The organism is Streptomyces sp. NPDC045021 (assembly GCF_056432645.1).
The window spans coordinates 113,697-139,894 of record NZ_JBWKIQ010000018.1; the positions used below are offsets into that span (position 1 = coordinate 113,697).

The following is a 26,198-nucleotide window of genomic DNA, read 5'->3' on the forward strand; positions in this document are numbered from 1 at the left end:
CCGTGCCCTTCATGACCACTAACGACCGATGCCGACCGTGAAGGGTGACCTTCGCGAGTCGGCATCGGGGCGATTGTGGGGCTAGATCCAGGCGTCGAACCACATGCGGGCGTGCCAGTCGTCCATCGAGATCGGCATGCCCGTGTAGATCGGGAAGAAGTAGATGAAGTTCCAGACAATCAGCAGGACGAGCGTGCCCGCGCCGACCGCGCCCCACATTCGGCGGCGCTCGTCCGCGCCCGGTGGGCCCAGGATCGCGCCGACCATCATCGCGACGGCCAGGCAGAGGTAGGGGACGAAGGCGACCGCGTAGAAGAGGAAGATCGTGCGGTCCTGGTACATCATCCAGGGCAGCCAGCCGGCGAACGCGGCGCAGACGATGGCGCCCGCCCGCCAGTCGCGGCGGAAGCCCCAGCGGAAGAGCAGGTACAGCAGCGCGAAGCAGGCCGACCACCACAGCAGCGGGGTGCCGATGGCGAGGATCTCGCGGGCGCAGCCCTTGGCCGCGGTACAGCCGGCCTCGCCGTTCTTCGGCGACTCGTAGAAGTAGGAGACCGGGCGGCCCAGGACCATCCAGCTCCACGGGTTCGACTGGTACATGTGCGGCGTGGAGAGGCCGATGTTGAACTGGTAGACCTGGAACTCGTAGTGCCACAGGCTGCGCAGCGCGTCCGGCATCCACGTCATGTCGAACTGCGGCAGGTCGATCCGGCCGAGCAGCGGCAGCTTGATGTGGTCGGGGGAGAGCCCCTTGCGGTGTGCCGCCCAGTCGCGGCCGTAGCCGCCCTTGGTCACGAACCAGCCGGTCCAGGAGACCAGATACGTGGTCACCGCGACGACCACGACCGACAGGAACGCCCAGCCGGTGTCCTTGCGCAGCACCGCCACGTACGGCCGCCTGGCGCCCGCGACCCGGCGCGAGCCGGCGTCCCACAGGACCGTCATCAGCCCGAACGCCGCCAGGAAGTACAGGCCGTTCCACTTGCTCGCGCACGCCAGGCCCAGGAACAGCCCGGCCGCGAGCCGCCACGGCCGCCAGCCCATGCCGCCGCGGTCCCCGACCCGGCGGTCCGGGCCCGCCACGCCGTCCTCGCCGACCGGCAGCGCCGCCGCCAGCCGGGCCCGCGACCAGTCGCGGTCCACGACCAGACAGCCGAACGCGGCCAGCGCGAAGAACATGATGACCAGGTCGAGCAGTGCCGTACGGCTCATCACGTAGTGCAGGCCGTCGACCGACAGCAGGAGGCCGGCCAGGCAGCCGAGCGCGGTGGAACGGAACAGCCGGCGGCCGATCCGGCACACCATCAGCACCGAGAGCGTGCCGAGCAGCGCGACCATGAACCGCCAGCCGAACGGGTTCAGGCCGAAGAGCTGCTCGCCGACGGCGATGACCCACTTGCCGACCGGTGGGTGCACCACATAGCCGGCATCGTGCGACAGCGGAATGATCTGGGGGTCGGCCAGGATCTGCGCATTGGAGATCTTGCCGTCGGGCCAGGTGCCCTCGTAGCCCAGCTTGAGCAGCGACCACGCGTCCTTCGCGTAGTACGTCTCGTCGAATATCACCGCGTGCGGAGTGCCCAGGTGCCAGAAGCGGATGAGGCCCGCCATCAGCGCCACCAGCAGCGGACCGCCCCATCCTGTCAGGCGGGCGACCCGCGACGCGGCCGCCGGGCCCAGGCCCAGCGAACCCCACAGCCGGGTCCCCGGCTCCGGGAACGGCACCACGAGCCGGTCGCGGACGTCCACGTGCGGCCGCTCCGTATAGCCGAAGCGGCGCAGCCGCCGCTGCCATGCGCTGGGCTGCGGCTCCGGGGGGAGGAGGCCCTCGCCCCGTTCGGCCTGAGTCGCGGTGTCACTGGTCACCGGGCCATCGTAGGGATGTCGCATGCCGGTTCGGGTCCCGGGCATGCGGATTCCACCCTCAAACCCACCCTCGACCGCCCCTGCGACCCCCACGAAGCGGCCTTTTTCCCTCCGGGGCGCCACCCCGTCGCCGTGCGGCGAGGCCTGACCGTATGGGGCGGCGTTTGAGGCCCGCCGTGGCCAGGTCGGCGATCGGATCCGCCCTTTCAGCCCGGCCGACAGTTGAAGCCGGGTGCACGCCGGCCCGCCTGGGGGCACCTCCCAGCGGTAGCTGGGGGAGCTTGAGGCCCGATGTCAGGCCGCCCGCCGATTGAGGGCAAAGGGTGGGTGGGTGGGAAGCTATGACCGTGACTAGCTCAGCGGCAGGCGTAGGCGTACTGGTTCTGGCGGGGACCCCGATCGGCGACATCCAGGACGCGCCGCCGCGCCTCGCGGCCGAACTGACCGCGGCGGAAGTGATCGCCGCGGAGGACACACGGCGGCTGCGCCGCCTGACGCAGGGCCTCGGGGTGCACACGACCGGCCGGGTCGTCTCGTACTTCGAGGGCAACGAGAGCGCCCGCACGCCCGAGCTGGTCGAGGCGCTGGAGAACGGCGCCCGCGTCCTGCTCGTCACGGACGCCGGCATGCCGTCGGTCTCCGACCCCGGCTACCGCCTGGTGGCTGCGGCCGTGGAGAAGGGCATCAGGGTCACGGCGGTACCGGGCCCGTCGGCGGTGCTGACCGCGCTCGCGCTCTCCGGGCTGCCCGTCGACCGGTTCTGCTTCGAGGGATTCCTGCCCCGCAAGGCGGGCGAGCGGCTGGCGCGGCTGCGTGAGGTGGCCGACGACCGCCGCACGCTGGTGTATTTCGAGGCGCCGCACCGGATCGACGACACGCTGGCCGCGATGGCGGAGGCGTTCGGCGCGGACCGCCGTGCGGCGGTCTGCCGCGAGCTGACGAAGACGTACGAGGAGATCAAGCGCGGCCCGCTGAAGGAGCTGGCGGCCTGGGCCGCGGAGGGCGTGCGCGGCGAGATCACCGTCGTCGTGGAGGGCGCCCCGGAGCGGGGGCCGTCGGATCTCGGCCCGGCGGAGCTGGTCCGCCGTGTGATGGTGCGCGAGGAGGCGGGGGAGCGCCGCAAGGAGGCCATCGTGGCCGTGGCGGCGGAGCTCGGCCTGCCGAAGCGCGACGTCTTCGACGCGGTGGTGGCGGCGAAGAACGCGGCCAAGGCGGCGGGGACGGGCCCGGGAACACCCACGGGACCGGAAACGCCCACGGGCCCGGGAGCGTCTGCGGGGGCCTGAAACCGGCCGACTGCGGGGGCCTGACAACCGGACCCCCGCGCGCCTCCCCTTCGTGGAGTCGGGGTCGGGGCTATTGCTGGCGCGGCGTGGGGGCGCGCAGCAGGGCGGTGGTCGTGCCGACGAGGTCGGCGAGGAACAGGGGCTCGTTGGTGAGCGGGCGCGTGCCGTCGAGGTACTGGCGGGCCCGGTCGCCCAGGGCCGCGCCGATCAGGGTGAGCGCGAGGTCGAGGCGTTCCAGGCGTACCGGCTCCGGCAGCCGGTCGAGGCGGTCCTCGATGAGGCCGATGAGCCGCCAGTAGCCGGTGCCGGCGAGCGTCGGGTGCGGGACGCGGGTGCGCACGCCGCTCTCGTGGCTGAGCTGTGCGGAGATCAGCAGGCAGCGCCGCCCGCCGTCGGTGGCGAGCTCGGTCGCCTCGGCGGCGATGAGCGCGGCGAGCAGCTCACGCAGGCCCGGCGCGGGTTCACCCCCCGTTCCCGCCTCCGCCCCCGCTTCGAGGGCCGCGAGCAGCTCGGCGAGCCGGGGTGCGAGCGCCGCCTCCGTCCGCTCCTGCCGGCCGGCCATGACGGCTTCGAGCAGGCCCTGCCGCGATCCGAAGTGGTACTGCACGGCGGAGGGGTTGGACTGGCCCGCGAGACGGGTGATGTCGCGGGTCAGCGCGCCGTCGACGCCCTTGACCGCGAAGAGTTCCTCGGCGGCACGGAGCAGTTTGCGGCGGGTCTCGGGTCCTGATGTTCGCGCCATGGGCAGATTCTAATGCACGACATTATTAAGTGTCGTGACGTGCGTCACGCGCCTAAACTCGGACGAGGGCAAAGGAAAGTCGCGCACTACCCACATACAGCCCAAATCTGCCCCAAGAGTCGTATACCCCTGCTGCGGTATCGGCCGGAAAGGCGTTCGCTGGTAGGTGGGAAGACCCGCTCCGGACGCCTCGTCCGGAGGGCAACAGGAGCTGCCATGAGCGAGATCGTCGGATCCGACACCACTGTCTCCGAGGCGTACGCCTTCGCCTGCCTCAACTGCGGCCACGGCTGGGAGCAGTCGTACGACATCGAGCACCACGTCGACGTGAAGGGTCAGGCCTTCGTCACCTACACCACCGCCGGTGAGAAGGTACCGTCCCCGCTCACCCGCCCGACCTGCCTGAACTGTGGTGGGCACAAGGTGCGGATCATGCGGTCGGGTCAGGTGTCCGACGTGTCGCTGTGGAGCACCCCCGCCGGTGAGCGCGAAGTGCACCGCACCCACCACTGGTCCCTGCTGCACATGCTGCACCGCCGGCACGGGGAGACCGACACCGCCTGACCGCCGCACAGCGCACGCCTCCAGCCTCCCGCCGGCCCGCTCCCCGGGCCGGTCTTCATAGGATCGGGGCATGTCCCCGAAGAACGAGAAGTCCGCGGCCCCGCCGGCGCCCGAGCCGCTGCGGGTCCCGGTCGCCGACTCGCACACCCACCTCGACATGCAGGAAGGGCCGGTCGAGGAGGCTCTGGCCAAGGCCGCCTCCGTCGGGGTCACGACCCTCATCCAGGTCGGCTGCGACCTGAAGGGCTCGCAGTGGGCCGCTGACACCGCCGCCCTGCACCCGAACGTGTGGGCCACCGTCGCCCTGCACCCCAACGAAGCGCCCCGGATCGTCCACGGCGATCCGGACGGCTGGTCCCGCCAGGGCGCCCGCACCCCCGGCGGCGACAAGGCCCTGCACGACGCTCTCGACCGGATCGCCGCGCTCGCCGCACTTCCCCAGGTCCGCGGCGTCGGCGAGACCGGCCTTGACTACTTCCGCACCGGCCCCGAGGGCGTCGAGTCCCAGCAGTACTCCTTCCGCCGCCACATCGACATCGCCAAAGGGCTCGGCAAGGCGCTCGTCATCCACGACCGCGAGGCGCACGCCGATGTGCTGCGCATCCTCGACGAGGAGGGCGCGCCCGACACCGTCGTCTTCCACTGCTACTCGGGCGACGCCGCCATGGCCCGGACCTGCGCGGACAAGGGCTACTACATGTCCTTCGCCGGCAACGTCACCTACAAGTCCGCCCAGGACCTGCGGGACGCCGTCGCCGTGGCCCCGCTCGAACTGCTGCTGGTCGAGACGGACGCGCCCTTCCTCACGCCGGTCCCGTACCGCGGTCGGCCTAACGCGCCCTACCTGATTCCGGTCACTCTGCGTGCGATGGCGGCTGCGAAGCAGCTCCCCGAGGACGAGCTGGCTTCGGCCATCGGGGCCAATACGGCACGGGCCTTCGGCTACTGACGGCTACGCCCGGAACGCCGTCCGGACGGTCCTGCCGACCGTCTCCGGCGGATCCGGCATCCCGGTGGCCGCGACGCAGTGTGCACGGATGATTTTGGAGAGTGACGAAAGCTCCGCTATGGTCCCGGTCCGGATCGGGGACCGTCGGACCTGTGGAGTCGTCGTGAGCAATGCGCAGGGCACCCACCGAGCGGCACGCGGCGTGGCAGGGGCTGTGACGGGAGCCGCGGCGGGGGCCGGGGGCACCCGGCTGCCGCAGCAGTCCGACTGGGACGCGGTACCGAACTCGTCGTGGGCCGACGAGGCGGCGGCGACCGGCTGCCTCCCGCTGATCCCGGACCAGGAACCGGCGCCGATCGGCGAACCGGCACCGATCGGCGCGCCGCTGGACACCCGCGTTGACCTGCTGGCAGGAGACACCCGCGTTGACGTGCCGGCGGGCGTCCCGGTCGGCACCAGGGCCGCCGCGCGCCGGGCCGCCAGGAACGGCAGACGCATGGGACCGGCCTTCACGGCCTCCCCGGGTGAGGGTTTCCGGCCCGACTCCCTGCGCAAGCTGCTGCCGCAGGCGCTCGTCGTCGCGTTCCTGGCGGGCGGGACCGTCGCGTTCCTCGCCGGTGACAAGGACGTCCGGCTGACCGTCGACGGCGAGCCACGCACCCTGCACACCTTCGCCGACGACGTCGGTGAGGTGCTGGCGCGGCAGGGGGTGGCCGTTGGCGAGCACGACCTCGTCGTGCCCGGGCCGCAGGCCGAAGTGCACGACGGCGACGACATCGAGGTCCGGTTCGGCCGCCCCGTCACGCTCACCCTCGACGGCCACCGCCGCCGGGTGTGGACCACGGCCGGCACCGTCGACGAGGCCCTGCGCGAGCTCGGCGTCCGCGCCGAAGGCGCTCATCTGTCCGCCTCGCGCGGTTCTTCGATCGGACGGCACGGCCTCGACCTGGAGGTACGCACCGAGCGGACGGTCACGCTGCTCGCCGACGGCCGCGAGCGGACGGTACGCACCAACGCCGCCACCGTCCGCGAGGCCGTCGCCCAGTCCGGCATCACCCTGCGGAACCAGGACACCACGTCGGTCGACCCGGAGAGCTTCCCCCGCGAGGGCCAGACCATCTCGGTGCTGCGCATCTCCGGCACCGAGGAGGTGCGCGAGGAGCCGGTGCGGTTCCGCACCGAGAAACACAAGGACGCCAAGCTGTTCCAGGGCACCGAGGCCGTCGACACCCCGGGGAAGGCGGGCGTCCGGCGCGTCACGTACGCCTTCCGCACGGTCAACGGGGTGAAGCAGCGGCCCAGGATCATCCACTCCGAGATCGTCAGGCATCCCGTCACCCAGGTCGTCCGCATCGGCACCAAACCGCTGCCGACCTCGGTGGCCGGAGCCGACGGTCTGAACTGGCAGGGCCTCGCGCACTGTGAGGCCGGCGGCCGCCCGCACGCGGTCGACCCGTCCGGCACCTACGGCGGCCTCTACCAGTTCGACACCCGGACCTGGCACAGCCTCGGCGGCAGCGGCCGCCCCCAGGACGCTCCCGCCGGCGAGCAGACCTTCCGTGCCAAGCGGCTCTACATCCAGCGCGGCTCCAGCCCGTGGCCGGTCTGCGGCCGCAAGCTCGGCGGCTGAGTCCCGCGAGGTCCCGGCGGGCGCTCCGCCCGGCCGGGGCCCGGCCGGAAGGCGGCTGCCGGGCCCGTACGCTGAGTACGTGAGCACCACTGAGCCCGACGCCGCCCTCCTCGGTCCCGCCGACATCCGCGAACTGGCCGCCGCGCTGGGCGTACGCCCCACCAAGCAGCGGGGCCAGAACTTCGTCATCGACGCGAACACGGTGCGGCGCATCGTGCGGACGGCCGGTGTGCTGCCGGACGACACCGTCGTCGAGGTCGGCCCCGGCCTCGGATCGCTGACGCTGGCGCTGCTGGAAGCGGCCGACCGCGTCACGGCGATCGAGATCGACGACGTCCTCGCCGGCGCCCTCACCCCCACCATCGTGGCCCGGATGCCCGCCCGCGCCGACCGCTTCGCGCTGGTGCACAGCGATGCGATGCAGGTCACGGAGTTGCCGGGGCCGCCGCCGACGGCGCTGGTCGCGAACCTGCCGTACAACGTGGCCGTGCCCGTGCTGCTGCACATGCTCGCGACGTTTCCGACGATCGAACGCACCCTCGTCATGGTCCAGGCCGAGGTCGCGGACCGGCTGGCCGCCAAGCCCGGCAACAAGGTCTACGGCGTGCCCTCGGTGAAGGCGAACTGGTACGCGGAGGTCAAGCGCGCCGGATCCATCGGCCGCAACGTCTTCTGGCCCGCGCCCAACGTCGACTCCGGCCTGGTCGCGCTGGCGCGCCGTGAGCCGCCGAAGACCACGGCCACCCGGCGTGAGGTCTTCGCGGTCGTCGACGCGGCGTTCGCCCAGCGCCGCAAGACCCTGCGGGCCGCGCTCGCCGGCTGGGCGGGCTCCGCCCCCGCGGCCGAGGCCGCGCTCGTTGCGGCGGGCATCTCGCCGCAGGCCCGCGGCGAGGCGCTGACGGTCGAGGAGTTCGCGGCCATCGCGGAGCACAAGCCGACCGCGGCCGTCGCGGCGGAGGACGCGCAGTGAGCGTGCAGACCCCTTCGCCCGCCTCTGCCGCTGCCTCCGTCACCGTGCGGATCCCCGCCAAGGTCAACGCGCAGCTCGCCGTAGGCGGTCTGCGGCCCGACGGATTCCACGACCTGGCGAACGTGTTCCTCGCCGTGGGCCTGTACGACGAGGTCACCGCCACCCCCGCCGACAGCCTGCGGATCACGGCGTCCGGCCCGGACGCCGCCGAGATCCCCCTGGACGGGACGAACCTGGCCGCCCGCGCCGCCGTCGCGCTCGCCGCGCGGCACGGCATCGAGCCCGACGTTCACCTCCACATCGCCAAGGACATCCCCGTCGCGGGCGGCATGGCGGGCGGCAGCGCCGACGGCGCGGGCGCGCTGCTCGCCTGCGACGCCCTGTGGGGGCTGAACACCCCGCGGGCCGAACTCCTCGACATCTGCGCCGAGCTGGGCAGCGACGTCCCGTTCAACCTGATCGGCGGAGCCGCGCTCGGACGCGGCCGGGGCGAGATCCTCACCCCGCTCGACGTGCGCGGACCGTTCCACTGGGTCTTCGCCGTCGCGGACGGCGGCCTGTCCACCCCGGCCGTCTACCGCGAGTGCGACCGGCTGCGCGAAGCGTCCGGCACGGGCGCCACCACGGCCGACATCGCCGACCCGGAACCGGCCCCGGCGCTGCTCGAGGCCCTCGCCTCCGGCGACCCCGCCGCGCTGGCCGCCGCGCTGAGCAACGACCTGCAGCCGGCCGCGCTTTCGCTGCGCCCCGCCCTCGCCGACACCCTCCGCGCCGGCACCGAGGCGGGCGCGCTGGCCGCACTGGTCTCCGGCTCGGGCCCGACGTGCGCCTTCCTGGCGGCGACAGCCGAAGAAGCCGAAAAGATCGCCGAAGCCGTCCTGGCCTCCGGCACCTGCCGCACCACCCGGGTCACGATGTCCCCGGCCCCGGGAGCAACGGTCCTGCCGGCCTGAGGTTGCCGGGTGGGGCGCCGGGGCGCGGCGCCGGTGGATGGCTGGGGTCAAGGCGCGAAGCGACGCAGAAGCGCACTCCGCACTGCTCGTACGCCGGCCCCCGCCGGCCGGGACTTCGCGAACCGTCTGAACCTCAGCCGTACATCCTCGCCACCAATACCCACACCGTGAACTGCGCTCCCATCGCGATGGCCCAGAGGGCCGGCCGCCACGGGCGGCGGGACATCGCGCCGTAGCTGCCCACGGCTGCCGCCGCCAGAGCGACTGCCATCGGGCCGAGGGACAGAACGGCCCTACCCCAGCCGTTGCAGAGGGCGTGGTCGCCCGGATTGCACTCGGTCGCAACGGACAGGCCCATCAGTGACACGGCGGTCAGTCCGATGAGGGAGCACAGACAGACGACCGCCACACCCAGCACACGTACACCCTGCTCGACGATCTCTCTGCGCGTCACGACCGGCACGGTAACGGGTCGTCCCCTAAGCCGCAGCCAGCATCGCGTTGGTGATCCATACGGCAAGGAGCAGGATCAGGCCCAGCACGGCCGCCAACGCCGTGCCGTTGCGGCGGAGGGTGCCGATCAGGCCGGCCGTCACGATCAGTGGGGCGGCGATCTGGGGGAGCAGGCCGACGAGGTTCTGGCGGCCCGGGTCGCAGATGCCCCTGTGGGAGTCCGGGAAGCACGAGTCGCTCGCCATGACGAACATGGGCGCGAGCAGGTAGGTGATCAGGCCGACGACGACGAGCAGCACCGCGAGCAGCCCGCGGACCAGTGGTAGCGGGGGTCGTGCGGTAGGTGTGATCACGGGGACGGTCATGCCGATGACGCTAGGCCGCAACCGGGCGGGCGGCATGAGTGGGGCTACTCAACCCGGGGTGAGTACAGCCGCCGCGGCAGCGGTCCGCAGGCCCCGGAGGGGCTGGCGGCACGGGGTGGCGGGCGGCGCGACTACCCTGGGAGATCGATCGTTCCGCACCAGCATGGAGTAAAAGTGGCCGTCAACCTCGTCAACGTCGAGGCCGTAGGAAAGGTCTACGGCACCCGGGCGCTGCTCGACGGTGTTTCCCTCGGCGTTTCGGAGGGCGACCGTATCGGGGTCGTCGGCCGCAATGGTGACGGGAAGACGACCCTGATCCGGATGCTCGCGCAGCTGGAGGAGCCGGACAGCGGGCGGGTCACGCATGTGGGCGGGCTGCGGCTCGGGGTGCTGACGCAGCACGACAGCCTGGACCCGCAGGCGACCGTCCGGCACGAGGTGGTCGGGGACAAGGCCGACCACGAGTGGCTCGGGGACGCCAAGATCCGCGATGTGCTGACCGGGCTGTTCGGCGGGCTGGACCTGCCGGGGTTCCCGCAGGGGCTCGACACGGTGATCGGGCCGCTGTCCGGTGGTGAGCGGCGCAGGATCGCGCTGGCGAAGCTGCTGATCGACGAGCAGGACCTGGTCGTGCTCGACGAGCCGACCAACCATCTCGACGTCGAGGGCATCGCCTGGCTCGCCGGGCACCTGCAGACCCGGCGCTCCGCGCTGGTCTGCGTCACTCACGACCGGTGGTTCCTGGACCAGGTCTGCACCCGGATGTGGGACGTGCAGCGCGGTGACGTGCACGAGTACGAGGGCGGGTACAGCGACTACGTCTTCGCGCGGGCCGAGCGCGACCGGCGCGCGGCCACCGAGGAGGGCAAGCGCCAGAACCTCATGCGCAAGGAGCTGGCGTGGCTGCGCCGCGGCGCCCCCGCGCGGACGAGCAAGCCGCGCTACCGCATCGAGGCCGCGAACGAGCTGATCGCGGACGTGCCGCCGCCGCGCGACAGCGCCGAGTTGATGAAGTTCGCCAACTCGCGGCTGGGCAAGACCGTCTTCGAGCTGGAGGACGTGACGATCCAGGGCGGCGACAAGGTGCTGCTCAAGCATCTGACGTGGCAGCTCGGTCCCGGCGACCGGATCGGCCTGGTCGGGGTGAACGGCGCCGGCAAGACGTCGCTGCTGCGGGCGCTGGCGCAGGCCGCGTACTCGCGCGGGGACGACCAGCCGCCCGCCGGGAAGATCGTCGTGGGCAAGACGGTCAAGCTCGCCTACCTGTCGCAGGAGGTCTCGGAGGTCGACCCGACGTGGCGGGTGCTGCAGGCCGTCGAGAGCGTGCGGCAGCGCGTGGACCTCGGCAAGGGCAAGGAGATGACGGCGGGCCAGCTGTGCGAGCAGTTCGGCTTCTCGAAGGAGAAGCAGTGGACGCCGGTCGGTGACCTGTCGGGTGGCGAGCGGCGCCGGCTGCAGATCCTGCGGCTGCTGATGGACGAGCCGAACGTGCTGTTCCTCGACGAGCCGACCAACGACCTCGACATCGAGACGCTGACGCAGCTGGAGGACGTCCTCGACGGATGGCCCGGCTCGATGGTGGTCATCAGCCACGACCGGTTCTTCCTGGAGCGCACGACCGACAACGTCTGGGCGCTGCTCGGCGACTCGACGCTGCGCATGCTGCCGCGCGGGGTCGACGAGTACCTGGAGCGCCGCCGCCGCATCGCGGCGGACTCGGCGCCCGCGCCGGTCGCGGCGAAGGGGAAGACGGCGGGAGCCGCCGGGTCCCGCGACGAGCGCGCGGCGAAGAAGGAGCTGCAGAAGGTCGAGCGCCGGCTCGACCGCATCGGCCAGGAAGAGGCCAAGGTGCACACGCAGATCGCGGACAACTCGACCGACTTCGACCTCGTCGCCAAGTTGGACACGCAACTGCGCGCGCTGCGCGACGAGCGCGACGAGCTGGAGATGCGCTGGCTGGAGCTGGCGGACGACGAGTAGGACGGCGCGAGCCGTCGACGCCGGGGCGTGCGCGCCCCGGCGTGTGGGGCTTGTAGCGGGCGGGTAACGGTCGTGGACCGGCGCGTGGGGCGGCAGGGGCGCAGTGATAGAAAGAGAACTCCCGCTTACCTGACCCTTACTGGTATTGCCTGAATGAGGACCTGCTGATGACGCAGCCGCCCCCGCCGCCCGGCAACCCGCCCAACTTCGGGAAGCCCGAGGGCGCTGTGCCGCCTCCGCCTCCCCCGCAGGGTCAGCCCCCGCAGGGTCCGCCGCCCGGTCAGCAGGGTTACGGCCAGCAGAGTTACGGCCAGCAGAGTTACGGCTATCCGCAGACCCCGCCCCCGGGCCAGGTGCCGGACAACCCGTACGCGCAGCCGGTGCCGCCGGGGCAGAACCCGTACGCGCAGCCGGCGCCGCAGCAGCCCCAGCCGCAGTACGGCTACCCGCAGACGCCGCCGCCCGGTCAGGTGCCGCCGCCCGGCCAGCCGCCGCAGTACGGCTACCCGCAGAACCCGCAAGGGCCCCCGCAGACCGTCTACACGCCGCAGGGCGGCGGTCAGGGCGGTGGCAACAGCAAGCTCGTCGTCATCGTGGCCGCGGTGGTCGCCGCGGTGCTGGTCATCGGCGGCGGTGTGTGGTTCGCGACCAAGGGCGACGGCGACAAGAAGCCCGTGGCGGACCAGACTTCGGGCGGTGCCAACGGCGGCGCCAGCGGCGGTACCGACAGCAAGCCGCAGGGCGTCATCAACGCCAAGGTGGCCTGGACGAAGACCGCTGTGCGGCCGCCCGTGGACGAGATCACCGCCCGGGTGCCGAACACCTGGTTCAGCGGTGACACCGTCGTCAAGACGCTGCCGGACTCCGTGAAGGGGTACGCGCTCAACGGCGGCGCGGAGAAGTGGTCGATCCCGCTCACGGGCAAGTCCTGCCCCGCGTCGGACGACGTCTCCGACAACCGGGTCGCGATCCAGTTCGGCGCCAACTGCGAGATGCTGATGGCCGTCGACATCTCCAAGGGCACCAAGCTCTGGGAGGTGCCGCTGCCCATCGCGCCGGGTTCGAGCAGCTCGACCTTCCTCTACTCGACGGTCGCGGTCAGTGGCGATGTCGCGGCGATCTCCTGGCTGCACGGTTCGGCCGGCTACAAGCTCAGCACGCATGCGCAGGTCTGGGCGCCCGTTCCGTCGTCGAGCTGTCAGGACAAGAGCTACGCGGGCGGCAAGCAGCTCGTCGCCGTGGTCGAGTGCGGCAGCAACGAGGTCTACGTCCGTGGCGTCGACACCACGACATACAAGAACACCTGGTCCTGGCAGGTGTCGGCGGGCACCGAGCTCTCCAGCATCGTGTCCACCGACCCGGTGGTCGTCGGTATCGGCGCCACCAACAGCCTGATGTCCGACCTCATGTACCTGGAGGGCGGCAAGCTCGTCGGCCACACCTCGCTGGGCAACGGCGGCTACCAGGGCAACTACGGGATCCACTGCCGGATCGCCGGTGAGGGCCCCTGCTTCAACTTCGCCATCCAGGGCACGACGCTCTACACCCCGACGAAGTCGCACAAGGCCGAAGGCGCCTCCTACGGTCAGACGAACGAGATCGCGGCCATCGACCTGAAGACCGGCAAGCCCATGTGGACCGTCAAGCCGGCCGTCTCCGGCGAGTCGGACGTGGTCGGCATCGAGAACGGCAAGGTCATCGCGTACCAGAAGTCGGGGTACGACAAGCCCGGCGGGCTCTACGCGATGGACCCGACGACGCAGAAGAACACGCCGTACATGGTGTTCACCGGTGACACCAAGAAGACCGAGAACGAGTTCCTGGACACGTACAGCTACGCGTGGCTGCACAACGGGCACTTCTTCCTCACCAGCGTCACCATCTCCGCCCGGGACTCGCTGTCGGCGCTGGCGATCGCCGACTTCAGCTGAGCCACCGGCCGGGGTAAAGCCCCAGCACCGCACTGACGGGCCCATAACGAGACACCAGTCCCGTTGTGGGCCCGTCTTGTGCACGATGAGACGGCCCCGGGTGTGAACCGGCCATCAATGACGGGTATTTCGGAATTGAGGGGTGCTTCTTACCGGTAAGGGGCGCGCCGCGTCGAACAAACGTGTAGCTTCCGGGGCTAGACCCGGGCCCGCCGTGGGTCACCGCCGGTACATCGGGCGGGCCGTGCGCTACGTACATGTGGGGGCAGGACGTGGAGCCGCCGGGGCCGGTCCCGATCGGTCCTCAGGGGGATAGGGGAACGCGACATGGGCGTACGTCTTGTCGTCATCGACGACCACCGGCTGCTCGCGGAGGCGCTCGCCTCGGCACTGAAACTGCGCGGACACCGGGTGCTGGCCGCGGCCTCGCCGGCGGCGGGAGCAGCGGATCTCGTACTGAGCAGGTCGCCGGAGGTGTGTCTGATCGGTACGTCGGCCCCGGCCGACCCGGGGGTGTTCGAGACCGTCTCCCGGGTCAAGCGCGAGCGGCCGGCGGTGGCCGTGGTCGTTCTCGGGCCGGTACCGAGCCCGCGCGGTATCGCGGCGGCGTTCGCGGCCGGTGCCTCGGGCTATGTGCGGCAGGACGAGCGCATCGAGGGCGTCGAGCGGGCGATGGTGAAGGCCAGGGCCGGTGAGGTCGCGGTCTCTCCGCAGCTGTTGCAGAGCGCGTTCGCGGAACTGCTGAATCCGGTGGAGGAGCCCGACGACGAGGGCAGCCGGCTGCTGCAGATGCTCACCCCGCGCGAGATAGAGGTGCTGATGCGGGTCGCCGAGGGCGAGGACACCCGGCTGATCGCCGCCGGGATGAGCATCGCTCCCAGCACCGCGCGCACGCACGTGCAGCGGGTGCTCATGAAACTCGGCGTCGGCTCCCGGCTGGAGGCCGCCGCGCTCGCCGCCCGTACGGGGCTGCTGGACCGGGTCACGGCAGGGAGCCTCCCTTCCGGAGCCTGACCGCCCGCGCCGCAGCCCGTGGGCCCCGTACCTCTGGGCCCCCATAGCCCCTGGGTCCCCGGTAGCCCCTGAGCCCCTGCCGGACCACCCGGCCCTCGCATGCCCCCGCGCCCCGCGCGGGGGCATCGCCATGTCGTCCCGCCCTCTCCTCGCCCGTCGCTTCTGCCACAGCGGTCATCTCGTCGTGTCCTGGCCCGTGCATTGACGCGACTGTTGTGTTGTGATTCATTGTGCGCGGTTATGTTGAGTGAGTTTGGTGAGGGGCCTCCGGAGTGAAGAAGACGACAACCCGCCTGGCGGACGGCCGTGAGCTGCTCTACTACGACTCGCGCGACGACGCGGTGCGCGACGCCGTGGACCGGCGCCCGCTGGACGCGGTCGCCACGTCCTCGGAGCTCCGCCGCGATCCGCTGCTGGGCGACACCGTCGCCATCGCCTCCCACCGGCAGGGCCGCACCTATCACCCGCCGGCCGACGAGTGCCCGCTGTGTCCGTCGCGCGACGGCCGGCTCAGCGAGATCCCGGCCGCCGACTACGACGTCGCCGTCTTCGAGAACCGCTTCCCCTCCCTCGCGGGCGACGCCGGCCGCTGCGAGGTCGTCTGCTTCACCTCCGACCACGACGCCTCGTTCGCCGACCTCACCCCCGAGCAGGTCCGGCTGGTGCTCGGCGCATGGACCGACCGCACCGCCGAGCTGTCCCAACTCCCCGGCGTCGAGCAGGTCTTCTGCTTCGAGAACCGCGGCAAGGAGATCGGCGTCACCCTCGGCCATCCGCACGGCCAGATCTACGCGTATCCGTTCACCACCCCGCGCACCGAGCTGATGCTGCGCTCGCTGGCCGAGCACCGGGAGCGCACCGGCGGCAATCTCTTCGACGACGTGCTCGCCGGAGAGCGCGCCGACGGCCGCCGCATCGTCCTGGAGGGCGAGCACTGGACGGCGTTCGTCCCGTACGCGGCGCACTGGCCCTACGAGGTGCACCTCTACCCGAACCGCCGGGTGCCGGACCTGCTGGGGCTCGACGAGGACGCGCGCACAGAGTTTCCACATGTCTATCTGGAACTCTTGAAGCGCTTCGACCGGATCTTCGGGGAGGGCGAACCGCGCACGCCGTACATCGCCGGATGGCACCAGGCGCCCTTCGGGGCGGCCGACCGGCGTGACTTCGCGTTGCACCTTGAGCTTTTCACCGTCCGCCGCACTTCCGGCAAGCTGAAGTTTCTCGCGGGTTCCGAATCCGGCATGAGTGTGTTCATCAACGACGTGCCACCGGAAACCGCGGCACAGCGACTGCGAGAGGTAGCGAGCCAGTGAGCACCCCCATGAAGGTCCTGGTGACCGGCGGCGCCGGTTACATCGGCAGCGTCGTCACCGCGCACCTGCTGGAAGCCGGCCACCGGGTCACCGTCCTGGACGACCTGTCGACGGGCTTCCGCGCGGGCGTTCCGGCCGGCGCGGCCTTCGTGGAGGGGCGCATCCAGGACGCGGGCAAGGTGCTCGACTCCTCCTACGACGCCGTGCTGCACTTCGCCGCCTCCTCGCAGGTCGGCGAGTCGGTCGCCGATCCCGGCAAGTACTGGCGCAACAACGTGGCGGGCACCATGGAGCTGCTCGCCGCGATGCGCGAGTGCGGGGTCCGCCGGCTCGTGTTCTCCTCCACGGCCGCGACCTACGGCGAGCCGGCGTCCGTCCCGATCACCGAGGACGACGCGACCGCGCCGACCAACCCGTACGGCGCCACCAAGCTCGCCGTCGATCACATGATCACCGGGGAGAGCGCGGCGCACGGGCTCTCCGCAGTCTCCCTGCGGTACTTCAACGTGGCCGGCGCGTACCGCGCGCTCTCCGGGGACATGATCGGCGAGCGGCACGACCCCGAGTCGCACCTCATCCCGCTGGTCCTGCAGGTCGCGCAGGGCCGCCGCGAGGCGATCTCCGTCTACGGCGACGACTACCCGACCCCCGACGGGACCTGCGTCCGCGACTACATCCACGTCGCCGACCTCGCGCAGGCGCATCTGCTGGCGCTGACGGCGGGTGCCGAGGGCGAGCACCTGATCTGCAACCTCGGCAACGGGGAGGGCTTCTCCGTCCGCCAGGTCGTCGAGACCGTCCGGCAGGTCACCGGCCACCCGGTCCCCGAGGTCACCGTCCCGCGCCGCGGTGGCGATCCGGCCGTACTGGTCGCCTCCGCCGACCGGGCCCGCCGGGTCCTCGGCTGGCGTCCGTCCCGGCCGGATCTGGCCGACATCGTCCGCGACGCGTGGGAGTTCGCGCAGCGCGCGGAGCGTGCAGAGGCTACAGAGGTTACGGAGCGCCCGCGGCGCCCGGAGAATCAGGAGACCGCCAAGTGACCGTGTTCGAGAAGGTGTTCGGCGCCGCCCCGGAGGGCGTGTGGGCCGCCCCCGGCCGGGTGAACCTGATCGGTGAGCACACCGACTACAACGACGGCTTCGTGATGCCGTTCGCGCTGCCGCACACCACCGTCGCCTCCGTCGCGCGCCGCGACGACGGTCTGCTGCGGCTGCACTCCGCCGACATGCCCGGCGGCATCGTCGAACTGCGCCTCGACGAGCTGGCGCCCGGCAGGGACGACGGCTGGGCCTCGTACCCGGCCGGTGTGGTGTGGGCGCTGCGCGAGGCGGGCCACCGGCTCACCGGCGCGGACATCCACTACGAGAGCACGGTGCCCACCGGCGCCGGCCTGTCCTCGTCCGCCGCGCTGGAGGTCGTCACCGCCCTCGCCCTCAGTGACCTGCACGAACTCGGCCTGGAACGGCCCGCGATGGCGCTGCTGTGCCAGCGCGCCGAGAACGTCTACGTGGGCGCTCCCACCGGCATCATGGATCAGACGGCGTCCGCCTGCTGCACCGCGGGGCACGCCCTGTTCGTGGACACCCGCGACGGCTCCCAGCGCCAGGTTCCGCTGGATCTCGCCGCGGAGGGGATGCGGCTGCTCGTCGTGGACACCCGCGTCAAGCACGCGCACAGCGACGGCTCGTACGCCGAGCGCCGTGCCGGGTGCGAGGCGGGCGCCGCCGCGCTCGGGGTCCCCGCGCTGCGCGACATTCCCTACGACGGCCTGGCCGCGGCGCTCGACCGGCTGCGTGCGGGCGGCAACGACGACGGTCTGCTGGGCCTCGTCCGCCACATCGTCACCGAGAACCACCGTGTCGAGCAGGTCATCGAGCTGCTGGACGCCGGTCGCACCCGGGACATCGGGCCCGTCCTGACGGCAGGTCATATCTCGCTGCGCGACGACTTCCGCATCTCCTGCGCCGAGTTGGACCTCGTCGTCGACACCGCCAACGCCTCCGGTGCGCTGGGTGCGCGGATGACGGGTGGCGGATTCGGCGGCTCGGCCATCGTCCTCGCGGAGAGCGACGCCGCGGAGAAGATCACCGAAGCGGTCGTCTCGGCCTTCGCCGCCGCCGGTCACAAGGAGCCGCGGGTCTTCACGGCGGTCCCGTCGGCGGGCGCCCGGCGCCTGTAACGGGAGCCTGTAACCCGCCGCCTGTAACGGGATCCTGTCGTCCGTCCGTTCGCCGGTCCGGCCGTTTTCAAACACGGTCTGGCCGGAAACCGGCGTGGACCCGAAGCACCAACGTTCCCGCGCGCCCCAAGTGTTGGCCGAATGCATCCGCTGCTCCCACCGACTTCTGCCAATCGGGCGCCATTGGCGGTCCCGGCCCCTACGCTTCTGACACAGCGCCGGTGGGGGCCGGCGCCATCAGGGGGCGAGACGCAAGGATTCGGCACCCGGAACGGGGGCCGCAGGTGCGGTACGACGGCGGTCGTGCGGGCTGTGGTGGAACTTCCTGTTTCCGGGCGCCGGATCCCATGCGATCGCGATCCCAACCGTGGGGGAGTGCAACATGCCGGGAGTGGGGCCCGTGGGACGCATTCGTGTTCTCGTCGTCGACGACCACCGGATCTTCGCCGAATCACTGGCGGCCGCACTCGCGGCGGAACCGGACGTCGATGTGTCGGCAGCCGGCAGCGGCCCTGCCGCGCAGCGCTGTCTGGAGCGCGCGGTGGCGGACAACCGAAGGTACGACGTGCTGCTGGTCGACGCCGACCTCGGCGCGGTGTTCCGCCCGCCGGGGGGCGCGGCGGGCGCGGGCACGCTGACCGCGGTGCCGCGGATCGTGCCGGAGCCGCGCCGGGCGGACCACCCCGGCGGCCCGGCCGTAGCGGCGGTGCCGGACCATCTGATCGACGGAATCGGCCTGGTGGAACGGGTCCGCTCCGAGCATCCCTCGACGCGCACCGTGGTGCTGGCGGAGCGGGACGACGCCCGGCGCGCGGCCCGCGCGCTGCAGGCCGGCGCCTCGGGCTGGGTCGCCAAGGACTGTTCCCTGTCACGGCTGCTGGCCGTGATGCGCGGTGTGTTGCGGGACGAGACGCACCTGCCGCCCGCGCTGCTCACGGGCGTGCTGCGGGAGCTCACGGCCGCCCGCCGACACCGCACCGAGAGCGAACGGCTGGTGGAGTCGCTGACGCCGCGCGAGCAGGAAGTGCTGCGCTGCATGGTGGCGGGGCTCGGCCGCAAGGCCGTCGCCGAGCGGCTGTTCCTGTCCCCGCACACCGTCCGTACCCATATGCAGAACGTGTTGGGGAAGTTGGGCGTGCACTCGACGCTGGCGGCGGTCGCGCTGGCGCGCCGGGCCGGTGTCGGTCCGGTGGAACTGGTCCCGTCAGCCGGGGATGTTGTCGAACGGAGCGGTCAGCTGTCGTAGCAGCGCCGCGAGGTCGCCGCGCTGGCGGTCCGTCAGTTCCCCGAGGATGGACCGCTCCTGGGCGAGCAGCCCGGCCAGCGCCTGGTCGGCGCGCTCGCGTCCCTCGGGCGTGAGTCGGACGAGCACCCCGCGCCGGTCCGAGGGGTCCGGCAGCCGTTCCACCAGGCCCTTCTTGGCGAGCCTGTCGATCCGGTTGGTCATCGTGCCGGAGGTGACGAGCGTCTGGGTGAGCAGCTGCCCGGGGGAGAGCTGGTACGGGTCGCCGGTGCGGCGCAGCGAGGTGAGCACGTCGAACTCCCACGGCTCCAGGCTGTGCTCGGAGAAGGCGAGCCGCCGTGCCCGGTCCAGGTGCCGTGCCAGCCTGCTGACGCGGCTGAGCACCTCGAGTGGTTCCACGTCGAGGTCGGGGCGCTCTCGGCGCCATGCAGCGACCAGCCGGTCGACCTCGTCCTCCATGACGATCAGTGTAGTGGTTCTGTCGATATGAAGTCTCTTGACGTCAAGATAAAAATTGGGGCACCGTAGAGGGCGGCAACAGATCCACCGGATCCACCCTGGAGGCAGAAACGTGCCGGCAGCAGCTCCCGCCTGGGACCCCCAGCAGTACCTGCACCACACCGACCACCGCACCCGCCCCTTCCACGAGCTTCTCGCCCGGGTGCCCACCCTCCCGGGCCAGGCACCGCGCATTGCGGACATCGGCTGCGGTCCCGGCAACGTCACCATGCTGCTCTCCGGCCGGTGGCCCGCCGCCCGCGTCACCGGCTTCGACAACTCGCCCGAGATGCTGGACGCGGCCCGCACCTACGCCGGCCCGACCCCCTGCGGCGGGCAGCTGGACTTCCGCCCCGCCGACGCCGCGCACTGGGCGCCCGAGGAGACCTACGACCTCATCGTCTCCAACGCCGCCCTGCAGTGGGTCGAGGGCCACGCGGAGCGCTTCCCCGACTGGCTGGACCACCTGGCTCCCGGCGGAACCCTCGCGTTCCAGGTCCCCGGCAACTACACCGCCCCCAGCCACGTCCTCCTCGCCGGGCTGTGCGCGACCCCGGGATGGCGCGCCCGGCTGGGCGGCCTCGCCGAACGCGAGGTCCTGATCCTCGAACCCGAGGAGTACTTCCAGCGCCTGACCTGCCTCGGCTGCGAGACCGACGTCTGGGAGACCACGTATCTGCACCATCTGCAGGGCCCCGATCCGGTGCTCGAATGGACCAAGGGCACCGCGCTGCGTCCCGTGCTGACCGCGCTCGCGGGCGACAGCGCCGCCCGCGACGAGTTCCTCGCCGAGTACGGCGAGCTGCTGCGCACCGCGTATCCGGCCGGCCCGCACGGCACCGTCTTCCCGTTCCGCCGGATCTTCGTCGTCGCGCGCAAGGCAGGGGTGTCCGCATGATCAGCGCTCTCGACCATGTGCAGCTCGCGGCGCCGCCGGGCAGCGAGGACGCGCTGCGCGCCTTCTACGGGGACGTCCTGGGCATGACCGAGCTCCCCAAGCCGCCGGTGCTCGCCGCCCGGGGCGGTTGCTGGTTCGGCTCCGGCGCGGCCCAGATCCACATCGGCGTCGAGGAGGACTTCCGCCCCGCCCGGAAGGCGCACCCGGGCATCAGGGTCGACGGCATCACGGCGTACGCCCGGCGGCTGGAGGAGCGCGGCGCGACCGTCGTGTGGGACGACAACCTCCCCGGGCACCGGCGCTTCTACTCCGACGACCCGTTCGGCAACCGCCTGGAGTTCCTGGAGCCCGACGACCCCTCCTGAGCTGCGGCGCCGCAAGGGCAGCGCGACACGGCCTAGAGCAGGGCGAAGGCGGCGACCATCAGGGCCACGCCCGCCAGCCCGGCCGCCCAGGCGCTGCGGGGCATGCGCAGTCCCCCCGCGAGCACCAGGGCGGCCATCAGGAGGGCGCCGCCGAGCGGGACCCAGGCGTACAGCACCCCGGACCAGCCGGTGCGTACGACGTCATCGGTGCCGGGCTCCACGGCGACCTGGAGCTTCTCGCCGGTGCGGTGGGTGACCGACCGGGTGATGGTGACCCGGGGGCGCGCCGTGGCGGACCCGGCGGGGGCGAAGGGGCCGGTGCAGGTGTTGTCGCCGCAGGCGGACACCGTCATCGTGCCGCGCTCGCGGCCCTTGGAGAGCATGACGTGCTGGGCCGTCCCCCAGGACACCCACACACCCGACGCGAGCAGCAGCGCGACCACCGCGGACAGGACCACGGCCTTGCCGACGAGCAGCACGCCCCAGGCACTCTCCGCCATCCGGCGGGACCGGCTCCGTTTGACCATGCGGGGATCTTTGGCCATGACACGCCATGGAGTCAACCGGCGGTACGGAAGGGGGTGAAAAGGGGCGGAGTCAGCTGTTGTACGTGCTCTGGGCCCGCTCCAGGCCGTCGGAGATCAGCGACTCGACCGCGTCCGCCGAGCGGTCGACGAACCAGTCCAGCTCCTTGCGCTCGGTCGAGGAGAAGTCCTTCAGCACGAAGGCCGCCACATCCATCCGGCCCGGCGGCCGTCCGATGCCGCAGCGCACCCGCAGATAGTCGGGGCCCAGCGACTTGGTGATCGACTTCAGGCCGTTGTGCCCGTTGTCGCCGCCGCCCAGTTTCAGCCGCAGCGTGGGGTAGTCGATGTCCAGCTCGTCATGGACGGCGATGATCTGCCCGGTCGGCACCTTGTAGAAGTCGCGCAGCGCCGTGACGGGACCGCCGGAGAGGTTCATGAACGTCATCGGCTTGGCCAGCACGACCCGCCGGCCGCCGATCCGGCCCTCGACCACCTGGGCCCGGCTTTTATGGGTCTTGAACTTGCTGCGGATCCGCTCCGCGAGCAGATTGGCCACCATGAAGCCGATGTTGTGCCGGTTGCCGGCGTACTCGGGGCCGGGGTTGCCGAGCCCGGCCACCAGCCAGGGCCCCTCGGGGGCGGGTGAACTGCTCATGCTCATGCCGTCCATTCAAGTCCACTGACGTCGCAACCCGAACCGCCGCCCCGCTCCGGAGGGAGCGGGGCGGCGGTTCGGGAAAGCGGAGGCCAGGAGGATCAGGCCTCGGTGGTCTCGCCGGCCGGGGTGGCGGACTCGTCCGCCGGCTCCTCGGCCTGCGGGGCGACGATCTGGATGACGACGGTGTCGCCGTCGATCGTCAGCACGGTGCCTTCCGGCAGCGTGATGTCCTTGGCGAGGATGGCGGCGCCGGCCTCCAGGCCCTCGATGGAGACGGAGACGGAGGTCGGGATGTGGGTGGCCTCGGCCTCGACCGGGAGCGCGTTGAGCACGTGCTCCAGCAGGCCGCCGCCCGGGGCCAGCTCGCCCTCGGTGTGCACGGCCACCTCGACGTTGACCTTCTCGCCGCGCTTCACGGTGAGCAGGTCGACGTGCTTGAGGAAGCCCTTGATGGCGTCGCGCTGGACGGCCTTGGGGAGCACGAAGGTGGTCTCACCCTCGACCTCAAGGCTGATCAGGACGTTCTTCGTACGGAGCGCGAGCAGCAGCGCGTGACCCGGAAGGTTCACGTGCACCGGGGTGGCGCCGTGGCCGTAGACGACACCGGGGACCAGGTTGGCGCGGCGCGCGCGACGGGCGGCACCCTTGCCGAATTCGGTGCGGACCTCGGCGCTGAGCTTGACCTCGGAAGCGGACATGAGAATCACTCCTCGTAAAGAGACGACTGGCTGGGACACATGTCGCCCGGCCCACGACGGGGGCCGATCCACTTACGAGGAGCGCGCCGATAACGGAGACGAAAAAGCCTCCCTCGCCGAGCAAACTCCAGGAGTCTACCCGGCGGGGAGGCCTTGACGAAATCGATCAACGCACGCCCGGGGCGTGCGGTCGATCAGCGATCAGTGCGAGGCACCGTCGAAGAGGCTGGTGACCGAGCCGTCCTCGAAGACCTCGCGGATCGCGGAGGCGAGCGTCGGGGCGATCGAGAGCACCGTGATCTTGTCCAGCTCCAGCTCGCCCGGCGTCGGCAGCGAGTTGGTGAAGATGAACTCGCTCACCTGCGAGTTCTTCAGCCGGTCGGCGGCCGGGCCGGAGAGCACACCGTGCGTCGAAGCCACGATGACGTCCTCGGCGCCGTTGGCGAACAGGGCGTCCGCGGCAGCGCAGATGGTGCCACCGGTGTCGATCATGTCGTCGACGAGCACGCAGATGCGGCCCTTGACGTCACCGACGACCTCGTGGACCGTCACCTGGTTCGCGACGTCCGGGTCGCGGCGCTTGTGGACGATCGCCAGCGGGGCACCGAGCCGGTCGCACCAGTTGTCGGCCACGCGGACGCGGCCGGCGTCCGGGGAGACGATGGTGAGCTTGGAGCGGTCGACCTTGGCGCCCACGTAGTCCGCCAGCATCGGCAGGGCGATGAGGTGGTCCACCGGGCCGTCGAAGAAGCCCTGGATCTGCGAGGCGTGCAGGTCCACGGCGAGCAGCCGGTCGGCACCCGCGGTCTTGAACAGATCCGCCATCAGCCGGGCCGAGATCGGCTCGCGGCCGCGGTGCTTCTTGTCCTGGCGGGCGTAGCCGTAGAACGGCAGGATCACGGTGATGCGCTTGGCGGAGGCCCGCTTCAGCGCATCGATCATGATCAGCTGTTCCATGATCCACTTGTTGATCGGGGCGGTGTGGCTCTGGATCACAAACGCGTCGCTGCCGCGGGCGGACTCCTCGAAACGGACGTAGATCTCGCCGTTCGCGAAGTCGAAAGCCTTGGTGGGAACGAGGTCGACACCGAGCTGGTGGGCCACCTCCTCCGCGAGTTCCGGATGAGCGCGTCCGGAGAAGAGCATCAGCTTCTTCTCACCGGTCGTCTTGAGCCCGGTCACACCGTCTCCTTGGTTGTACGGGTCTACGGGGGTTTCGGGGGCAACCCCCGTGAAGACTCAGTTAAGACTCAGTTCGCAGCTTCGTCCCGTGGACGTCAACCTGCGGCATTCTGTGCATCTCTTACGGTACGCCCCGCCGGGCACGGTCGTGACCCGGCGGGAGTGCCGTTACTCACCCTGAGCGGCCCTCTCGGCGGCCTCCGCGGCGGCGCTTCCGGGACGCTTGCGGGCGACCCAACCCTCGATGTTCCTTTGCTGGCCACGGGCTACGGCCAGCGAACCGGCCGGTACGTCCTTGGTGATCACGGAGCCCGCGGCGGTGTAGGCGCCGTCCCCGACTGTGACCGGCGCCACGAACATGTTGTCGGAGCCGGTCTTGCAGTAGCTGCCGATCGTGGTGTGGTGCTTGACCTCGCCGTCGTAGTTCACGAAGACGCTCGCGGCGCCGATGTTCGTGTACTCGCCGATCGTCGCGTCGCCCACGTAACTCAGGTGCGGCACCTTGGTGCCCTCGCCGATCGTCGCGTTCTTCATCTCGACGTAGGTGCCGGCCTTCGCCTTCGCGCCGAGCCGGGTGCCGGGGCGCAGGTAGGCGAACGGGCCGACGGTGGCGTGCTCGCCGATCTCGGCGCTCTGCGCGACGGTGTTGCTCACCTGGGCGCCCGCGCCCACGGTGGTGTCGGTCAGCGTGCAGTTCGGGCCGACCTCGGCGCCCTCGGCCAGGCTCGTGGCGCCGTACAGCTGGGTGTTCGGCAGCACCAGGGTGTCGGGCGCGAACTCGACGGCCACATCGACCCAGGTCGAGGCCGGGTCGACGATGGTGGCGCCGGCGAGCATCGCCTCGTTCAGCAGGCGGTCGTTGAGCGTGCGGCGGGCCTCGGCGAGCTGCACCCGGTTGTTGATCCCGGCGATCTCGCGGTGGTCGGGGGCGACCGAGGCGCCCACCCGGTGGCCGGCCTCGCGCAGGATGCCGAGGGTGTCGGTGAGGTACTCCTCGCCCTGCGCGTTGTCCGTGGTGACCTTGCCGAGCGCGTCGGCGAGCAGCTGCGCGTCGAAGGCGAAGACCCCGGAGTTGATCTCGGCGATGGCCAGTTGGGCAGCGTTGGCGTCCTTGGTCTCGACGATCCCCGACACCGAGCCGTCGGCGGCCCGCACGATCCGGCCGTAGCCGGCCGGGTCCGGCACCGCGGCGGAGAGCACGGTGACGGCGTTGCCGTCGCCCTCGTGCGTCGCGACCAGCGCCCGCAGCGTCCCGTCGGTCAGCAGCGGGGTGTCGCCGCAGGTGATCACGACCGTGCCGGCGAGCACGACACCCCGGGCCGACAGCGCTTCCAGCGCCATCCGGACCGCGTGCCCGGTGCCGAGCTGCTGGTCCTGGACGGCGGTGCGGGCGGCGGGGTCGATCTCGGCGAGATGGGCGCCCACCTGCTCGCGGGCGTGCCCGACGACCACGACGAGGTGTTCCGGGTCGAGCGCGCGCGAGGCGGCCACGACATGGCCGACCAGGGTGCGCCCGCAGATGGCGTGCAGGACCTTGGGGACGGCCGACTTCATGCGGGTGCCCTCTCCCGCGGCGAGGACGACGACAGCAGCCGGGCGGTTGGGGCTCACGGAAGGGGCTCCTCGGCTTTGGGTGACGGACATCCGCAGGATACCGGGGGGTATGGGCGGAGAAACACGGGCGGGTCCCGACCAGGAAGGCCGGGACCCGCAACCATAAGCTCCGCCGCCAGGACTCGAACCCGGACAAAGGGCACCAAAAGCCCCGGTGCTGCCAATTACACCACGGCGGACCGACGCGCTCAACGCGCCTGCGCGTCCCTACTATGCCGCAAGCAACCACGTGAACGCGACGAGGTTCCGGGGTACACCTAGCTACGGGGCGTCAGCCCTCCGGACCTATTGCGTACGGACGCGACGCTGACATACTT

At 71.4% G+C, this 26,198-nt stretch carries 25 protein-coding genes and 1 tRNA gene; 15 read left to right on the forward strand and 11 right to left on the reverse strand.

Going from position 1 to position 26,198, the window contains the following annotated elements; translation table 11 throughout:
* Positions 1–81: 81 nt before the first annotated feature.
* Positions 82–1,890, reverse strand: a complete 1,809-nt coding sequence (locus AC07DC_RS37165; RefSeq protein ID WP_478919141.1) for a dolichyl-phosphate-mannose--protein mannosyltransferase — start codon at positions 1,888–1,890, stop codon at positions 82–84.
* A gap of 323 nt (positions 1,891–2,213) precedes the next feature.
* Here AC07DC_RS37165 and rsmI point away from each other — a divergent pair, with 323 nt between their 5' ends.
* Positions 2,214–3,152 (forward strand): 16S rRNA (cytidine(1402)-2'-O)-methyltransferase, encoded by a 939-nt coding sequence (rsmI, locus tag AC07DC_RS37170; RefSeq protein ID WP_478919088.1) that lies wholly within the window; start codon positions 2,214–2,216, stop codon positions 3,150–3,152.
* A gap of 70 nt (positions 3,153–3,222) precedes the next feature.
* On the opposite strand, the gene AC07DC_RS37175 is transcribed toward rsmI, so the two are convergent.
* Complete coding sequence (locus AC07DC_RS37175; protein WP_478919090.1) at positions 3,223–3,894, reverse strand: TetR family transcriptional regulator; 672 nt, start codon at positions 3,892–3,894, stop codon at positions 3,223–3,225.
* A 216-nt stretch (positions 3,895–4,110) separates the two neighbouring features.
* Here AC07DC_RS37175 and AC07DC_RS37180 point away from each other — a divergent pair, with 216 nt between their 5' ends.
* The 5 genes from AC07DC_RS37180 (at position 4,111) to AC07DC_RS37200 (ending at position 8,960) form a co-directional block, all read left to right on the forward strand.
* The gene (locus tag AC07DC_RS37180) at positions 4,111–4,458 is read left to right on the forward strand and encodes a hypothetical protein (protein WP_478919092.1); all 348 of its coding nucleotides are present in this window, start codon (positions 4,111–4,113) and stop codon (positions 4,456–4,458) included.
* Positions 4,459–4,528: 70 nt separating this feature from the next.
* Positions 4,529–5,407 (forward strand): TatD family hydrolase, encoded by an 879-nt coding sequence (locus tag AC07DC_RS37185; protein ID WP_478919094.1) that lies wholly within the window; start codon positions 4,529–4,531, stop codon positions 5,405–5,407.
* Positions 5,408–5,570: 163 nt separating this feature from the next.
* A complete protein-coding gene (locus AC07DC_RS37190) occupies positions 5,571–7,037 on the forward strand; it encodes a ubiquitin-like domain-containing protein (protein ID WP_478919095.1) in 1,467 nt (488 codons plus the stop codon).
* 79 nt (positions 7,038–7,116) lie between these two features.
* A complete protein-coding gene (gene rsmA / locus AC07DC_RS37195; RefSeq protein ID WP_478919097.1) occupies positions 7,117–8,007 on the forward strand; it encodes a 16S rRNA (adenine(1518)-N(6)/adenine(1519)-N(6))-dimethyltransferase RsmA in 891 nt (296 codons plus the stop codon).
* Positions 8,004–8,960, forward strand: a complete 957-nt coding sequence (locus AC07DC_RS37200) for a 4-(cytidine 5'-diphospho)-2-C-methyl-D-erythritol kinase (protein ID WP_478919098.1) — start codon at positions 8,004–8,006, stop codon at positions 8,958–8,960. The genes rsmA and AC07DC_RS37200 overlap by 4 nt, the downstream gene beginning before the upstream one ends.
* Positions 8,961–9,093: 133 nt before the next feature.
* On the opposite strand, the gene AC07DC_RS37205 is transcribed toward AC07DC_RS37200, so the two are convergent.
* Both AC07DC_RS37205 and AC07DC_RS37210 read right to left on the reverse strand, forming a co-directional pair.
* Positions 9,094–9,414, reverse strand: a complete 321-nt coding sequence (locus AC07DC_RS37205) for a hypothetical protein (protein WP_478919099.1) — start codon at positions 9,412–9,414, stop codon at positions 9,094–9,096.
* A 25-nt stretch (positions 9,415–9,439) separates the two neighbouring features.
* Positions 9,440–9,778, reverse strand: coding sequence for a hypothetical protein (locus tag AC07DC_RS37210; protein ID WP_478919100.1), 339 nt, complete (start codon positions 9,776–9,778; stop codon positions 9,440–9,442).
* Positions 9,779–9,952: 174 nt separating this feature from the next.
* On the opposite strand from AC07DC_RS37210, the gene AC07DC_RS37215 reads away from it, so the two are divergent.
* From AC07DC_RS37215 to AC07DC_RS37245, 7 genes are all read left to right on the forward strand, one after another.
* On the forward strand, positions 9,953–11,758 hold the full coding sequence (locus AC07DC_RS37215; protein WP_478919101.1) for an ABC-F family ATP-binding cassette domain-containing protein: 1,806 nt from the start codon (positions 9,953–9,955) through the stop codon (positions 11,756–11,758).
* Between the two features lie 167 nt (positions 11,759–11,925).
* Entirely contained in the window at positions 11,926–13,689 is a 1,764-nt protein-coding gene (locus AC07DC_RS37220; RefSeq protein ID WP_478919102.1) for a hypothetical protein, read from the forward strand.
* A gap of 327 nt (positions 13,690–14,016) precedes the next feature.
* Positions 14,017–14,703 carry a response regulator transcription factor gene (locus tag AC07DC_RS37225; RefSeq protein WP_478919104.1) on the forward strand — a complete coding sequence of 229 codons (687 nt, stop codon included), beginning with the start codon at positions 14,017–14,019 and terminating at the stop codon, positions 14,701–14,703.
* A gap of 272 nt (positions 14,704–14,975) precedes the next feature.
* A complete protein-coding gene (gene galT, locus AC07DC_RS37230; RefSeq protein ID WP_478919105.1) occupies positions 14,976–16,019 on the forward strand; it encodes a galactose-1-phosphate uridylyltransferase in 1,044 nt (347 codons plus the stop codon).
* Positions 16,020–16,027: 8 nt separating this feature from the next.
* Complete coding sequence (galE, locus tag AC07DC_RS37235) at positions 16,028–17,059, forward strand: UDP-glucose 4-epimerase GalE (RefSeq protein ID WP_478919143.1); 1,032 nt, start codon at positions 16,028–16,030, stop codon at positions 17,057–17,059.
* Entirely contained in the window at positions 17,056–18,198 is a 1,143-nt protein-coding gene (galK, locus tag AC07DC_RS37240; protein ID WP_478919106.1) for a galactokinase, read from the forward strand. Before galE ends, galK begins: the two co-directional genes overlap by 4 nt.
* A 400-nt stretch (positions 18,199–18,598) precedes the next feature.
* Entirely contained in the window at positions 18,599–19,444 is an 846-nt protein-coding gene (locus AC07DC_RS37245) for a LuxR C-terminal-related transcriptional regulator (protein WP_478919107.1), read from the forward strand.
* Here AC07DC_RS37245 and AC07DC_RS37250 read toward each other — a convergent pair.
* A complete protein-coding gene (locus AC07DC_RS37250) occupies positions 19,403–19,900 on the reverse strand; it encodes a MarR family winged helix-turn-helix transcriptional regulator (protein WP_138354687.1) in 498 nt (165 codons plus the stop codon). The genes AC07DC_RS37245 and AC07DC_RS37250 overlap by 42 nt on opposite strands.
* Positions 19,901–20,012: 112 nt before the next feature.
* Here AC07DC_RS37250 and AC07DC_RS37255 point away from each other — a divergent pair, with 112 nt between their 5' ends.
* Together AC07DC_RS37255 and AC07DC_RS37260 are read left to right on the forward strand one after the other, a co-directional pair.
* Positions 20,013–20,837, forward strand: coding sequence for a trans-aconitate 2-methyltransferase (locus tag AC07DC_RS37255; RefSeq protein WP_478919108.1), 825 nt, complete (start codon positions 20,013–20,015; stop codon positions 20,835–20,837).
* Complete coding sequence (locus AC07DC_RS37260) at positions 20,834–21,202, forward strand: VOC family protein (protein WP_478919110.1); 369 nt, start codon at positions 20,834–20,836, stop codon at positions 21,200–21,202. Before AC07DC_RS37255 ends, AC07DC_RS37260 begins: the two co-directional genes overlap by 4 nt.
* Before the next feature lie 32 nt (positions 21,203–21,234).
* Here the strand turns inward: AC07DC_RS37260 and AC07DC_RS37265 are convergent, their stop codons facing one another.
* From AC07DC_RS37265 to AC07DC_RS37290, 6 genes are all read right to left on the reverse strand, one after another.
* On the reverse strand, positions 21,235–21,729 hold the full coding sequence (locus AC07DC_RS37265) for a hypothetical protein (protein ID WP_478919112.1): 495 nt from the start codon (positions 21,727–21,729) through the stop codon (positions 21,235–21,237).
* Between the two features lie 70 nt (positions 21,730–21,799).
* Positions 21,800–22,384: an aminoacyl-tRNA hydrolase gene (gene pth / locus AC07DC_RS37270; RefSeq protein ID WP_478919114.1), complete on the reverse strand. Its 585-nt coding sequence runs from the start codon at positions 22,382–22,384 to the stop codon at positions 21,800–21,802.
* A 101-nt stretch (positions 22,385–22,485) separates the two neighbouring features.
* On the reverse strand, positions 22,486–23,085 hold the full coding sequence (locus AC07DC_RS37275) for a 50S ribosomal protein L25/general stress protein Ctc (RefSeq protein ID WP_138354682.1): 600 nt from the start codon (positions 23,083–23,085) through the stop codon (positions 22,486–22,488).
* Positions 23,086–23,286: 201 nt separating this feature from the next.
* On the reverse strand, positions 23,287–24,267 hold the full coding sequence (locus tag AC07DC_RS37280; protein WP_478919115.1) for a ribose-phosphate diphosphokinase: 981 nt from the start codon (positions 24,265–24,267) through the stop codon (positions 23,287–23,289).
* Between the two features lie 168 nt (positions 24,268–24,435).
* Positions 24,436–25,878, reverse strand: coding sequence for a bifunctional UDP-N-acetylglucosamine diphosphorylase/glucosamine-1-phosphate N-acetyltransferase GlmU (gene glmU, locus AC07DC_RS37285; RefSeq protein ID WP_478919116.1), 1,443 nt, complete (start codon positions 25,876–25,878; stop codon positions 24,436–24,438).
* Between the two features lie 110 nt (positions 25,879–25,988).
* A tRNA-Gln gene (locus AC07DC_RS37290) sits at positions 25,989–26,060 on the reverse strand.
* Positions 26,061–26,198 lie beyond the last annotated feature (138 nt).

Coding starts and splice junctions, on each gene's coding strand:
- AC07DC_RS37180 (WP_478919092.1), top strand. CDS start 4,111: ATGAGCGAGATCGTCGGATCCGACACCACTGTCTCCGAGGCGTACGCC.
- AC07DC_RS37185 (WP_478919094.1), top strand. CDS start 4,529: ATGTCCCCGAAGAACGAGAAGTCCGCGGCCCCGCCGGCGCCCGAGCCG.
- AC07DC_RS37220 (WP_478919102.1), top strand. CDS start 11,926: ATGACGCAGCCGCCCCCGCCGCCCGGCAACCCGCCCAACTTCGGGAAG.
- AC07DC_RS37175 (WP_478919090.1), bottom strand. CDS start 3,894: ATGGCGCGAACATCAGGACCCGAGACCCGCCGCAAACTGCTCCGTGCC.
- AC07DC_RS37265 (WP_478919112.1), bottom strand. CDS start 21,729: ATGGTCAAACGGAGCCGGTCCCGCCGGATGGCGGAGAGTGCCTGGGGC.
- galE (WP_478919143.1), top strand. CDS start 16,028: ATGAAGGTCCTGGTGACCGGCGGCGCCGGTTACATCGGCAGCGTCGTC.
- AC07DC_RS37250 (WP_138354687.1), bottom strand. CDS start 19,900: ATGGAGGACGAGGTCGACCGGCTGGTCGCTGCATGGCGCCGAGAGCGC.
- AC07DC_RS37210 (WP_478919100.1), bottom strand. CDS start 9,778: ATGACCGTCCCCGTGATCACACCTACCGCACGACCCCCGCTACCACTG.
- AC07DC_RS37260 (WP_478919110.1), top strand. CDS start 20,834: ATGATCAGCGCTCTCGACCATGTGCAGCTCGCGGCGCCGCCGGGCAGC.
- pth (WP_478919114.1), bottom strand. CDS start 22,384: ATGAGCAGTTCACCCGCCCCCGAGGGGCCCTGGCTGGTGGCCGGGCTC.
- AC07DC_RS37225 (WP_478919104.1), top strand. CDS start 14,017: ATGGGCGTACGTCTTGTCGTCATCGACGACCACCGGCTGCTCGCGGAG.
- AC07DC_RS37275 (WP_138354682.1), bottom strand. CDS start 23,085: ATGTCCGCTTCCGAGGTCAAGCTCAGCGCCGAGGTCCGCACCGAATTC.
- AC07DC_RS37165 (WP_478919141.1), bottom strand. CDS start 1,890: ATGCGACATCCCTACGATGGCCCGGTGACCAGTGACACCGCGACTCAG.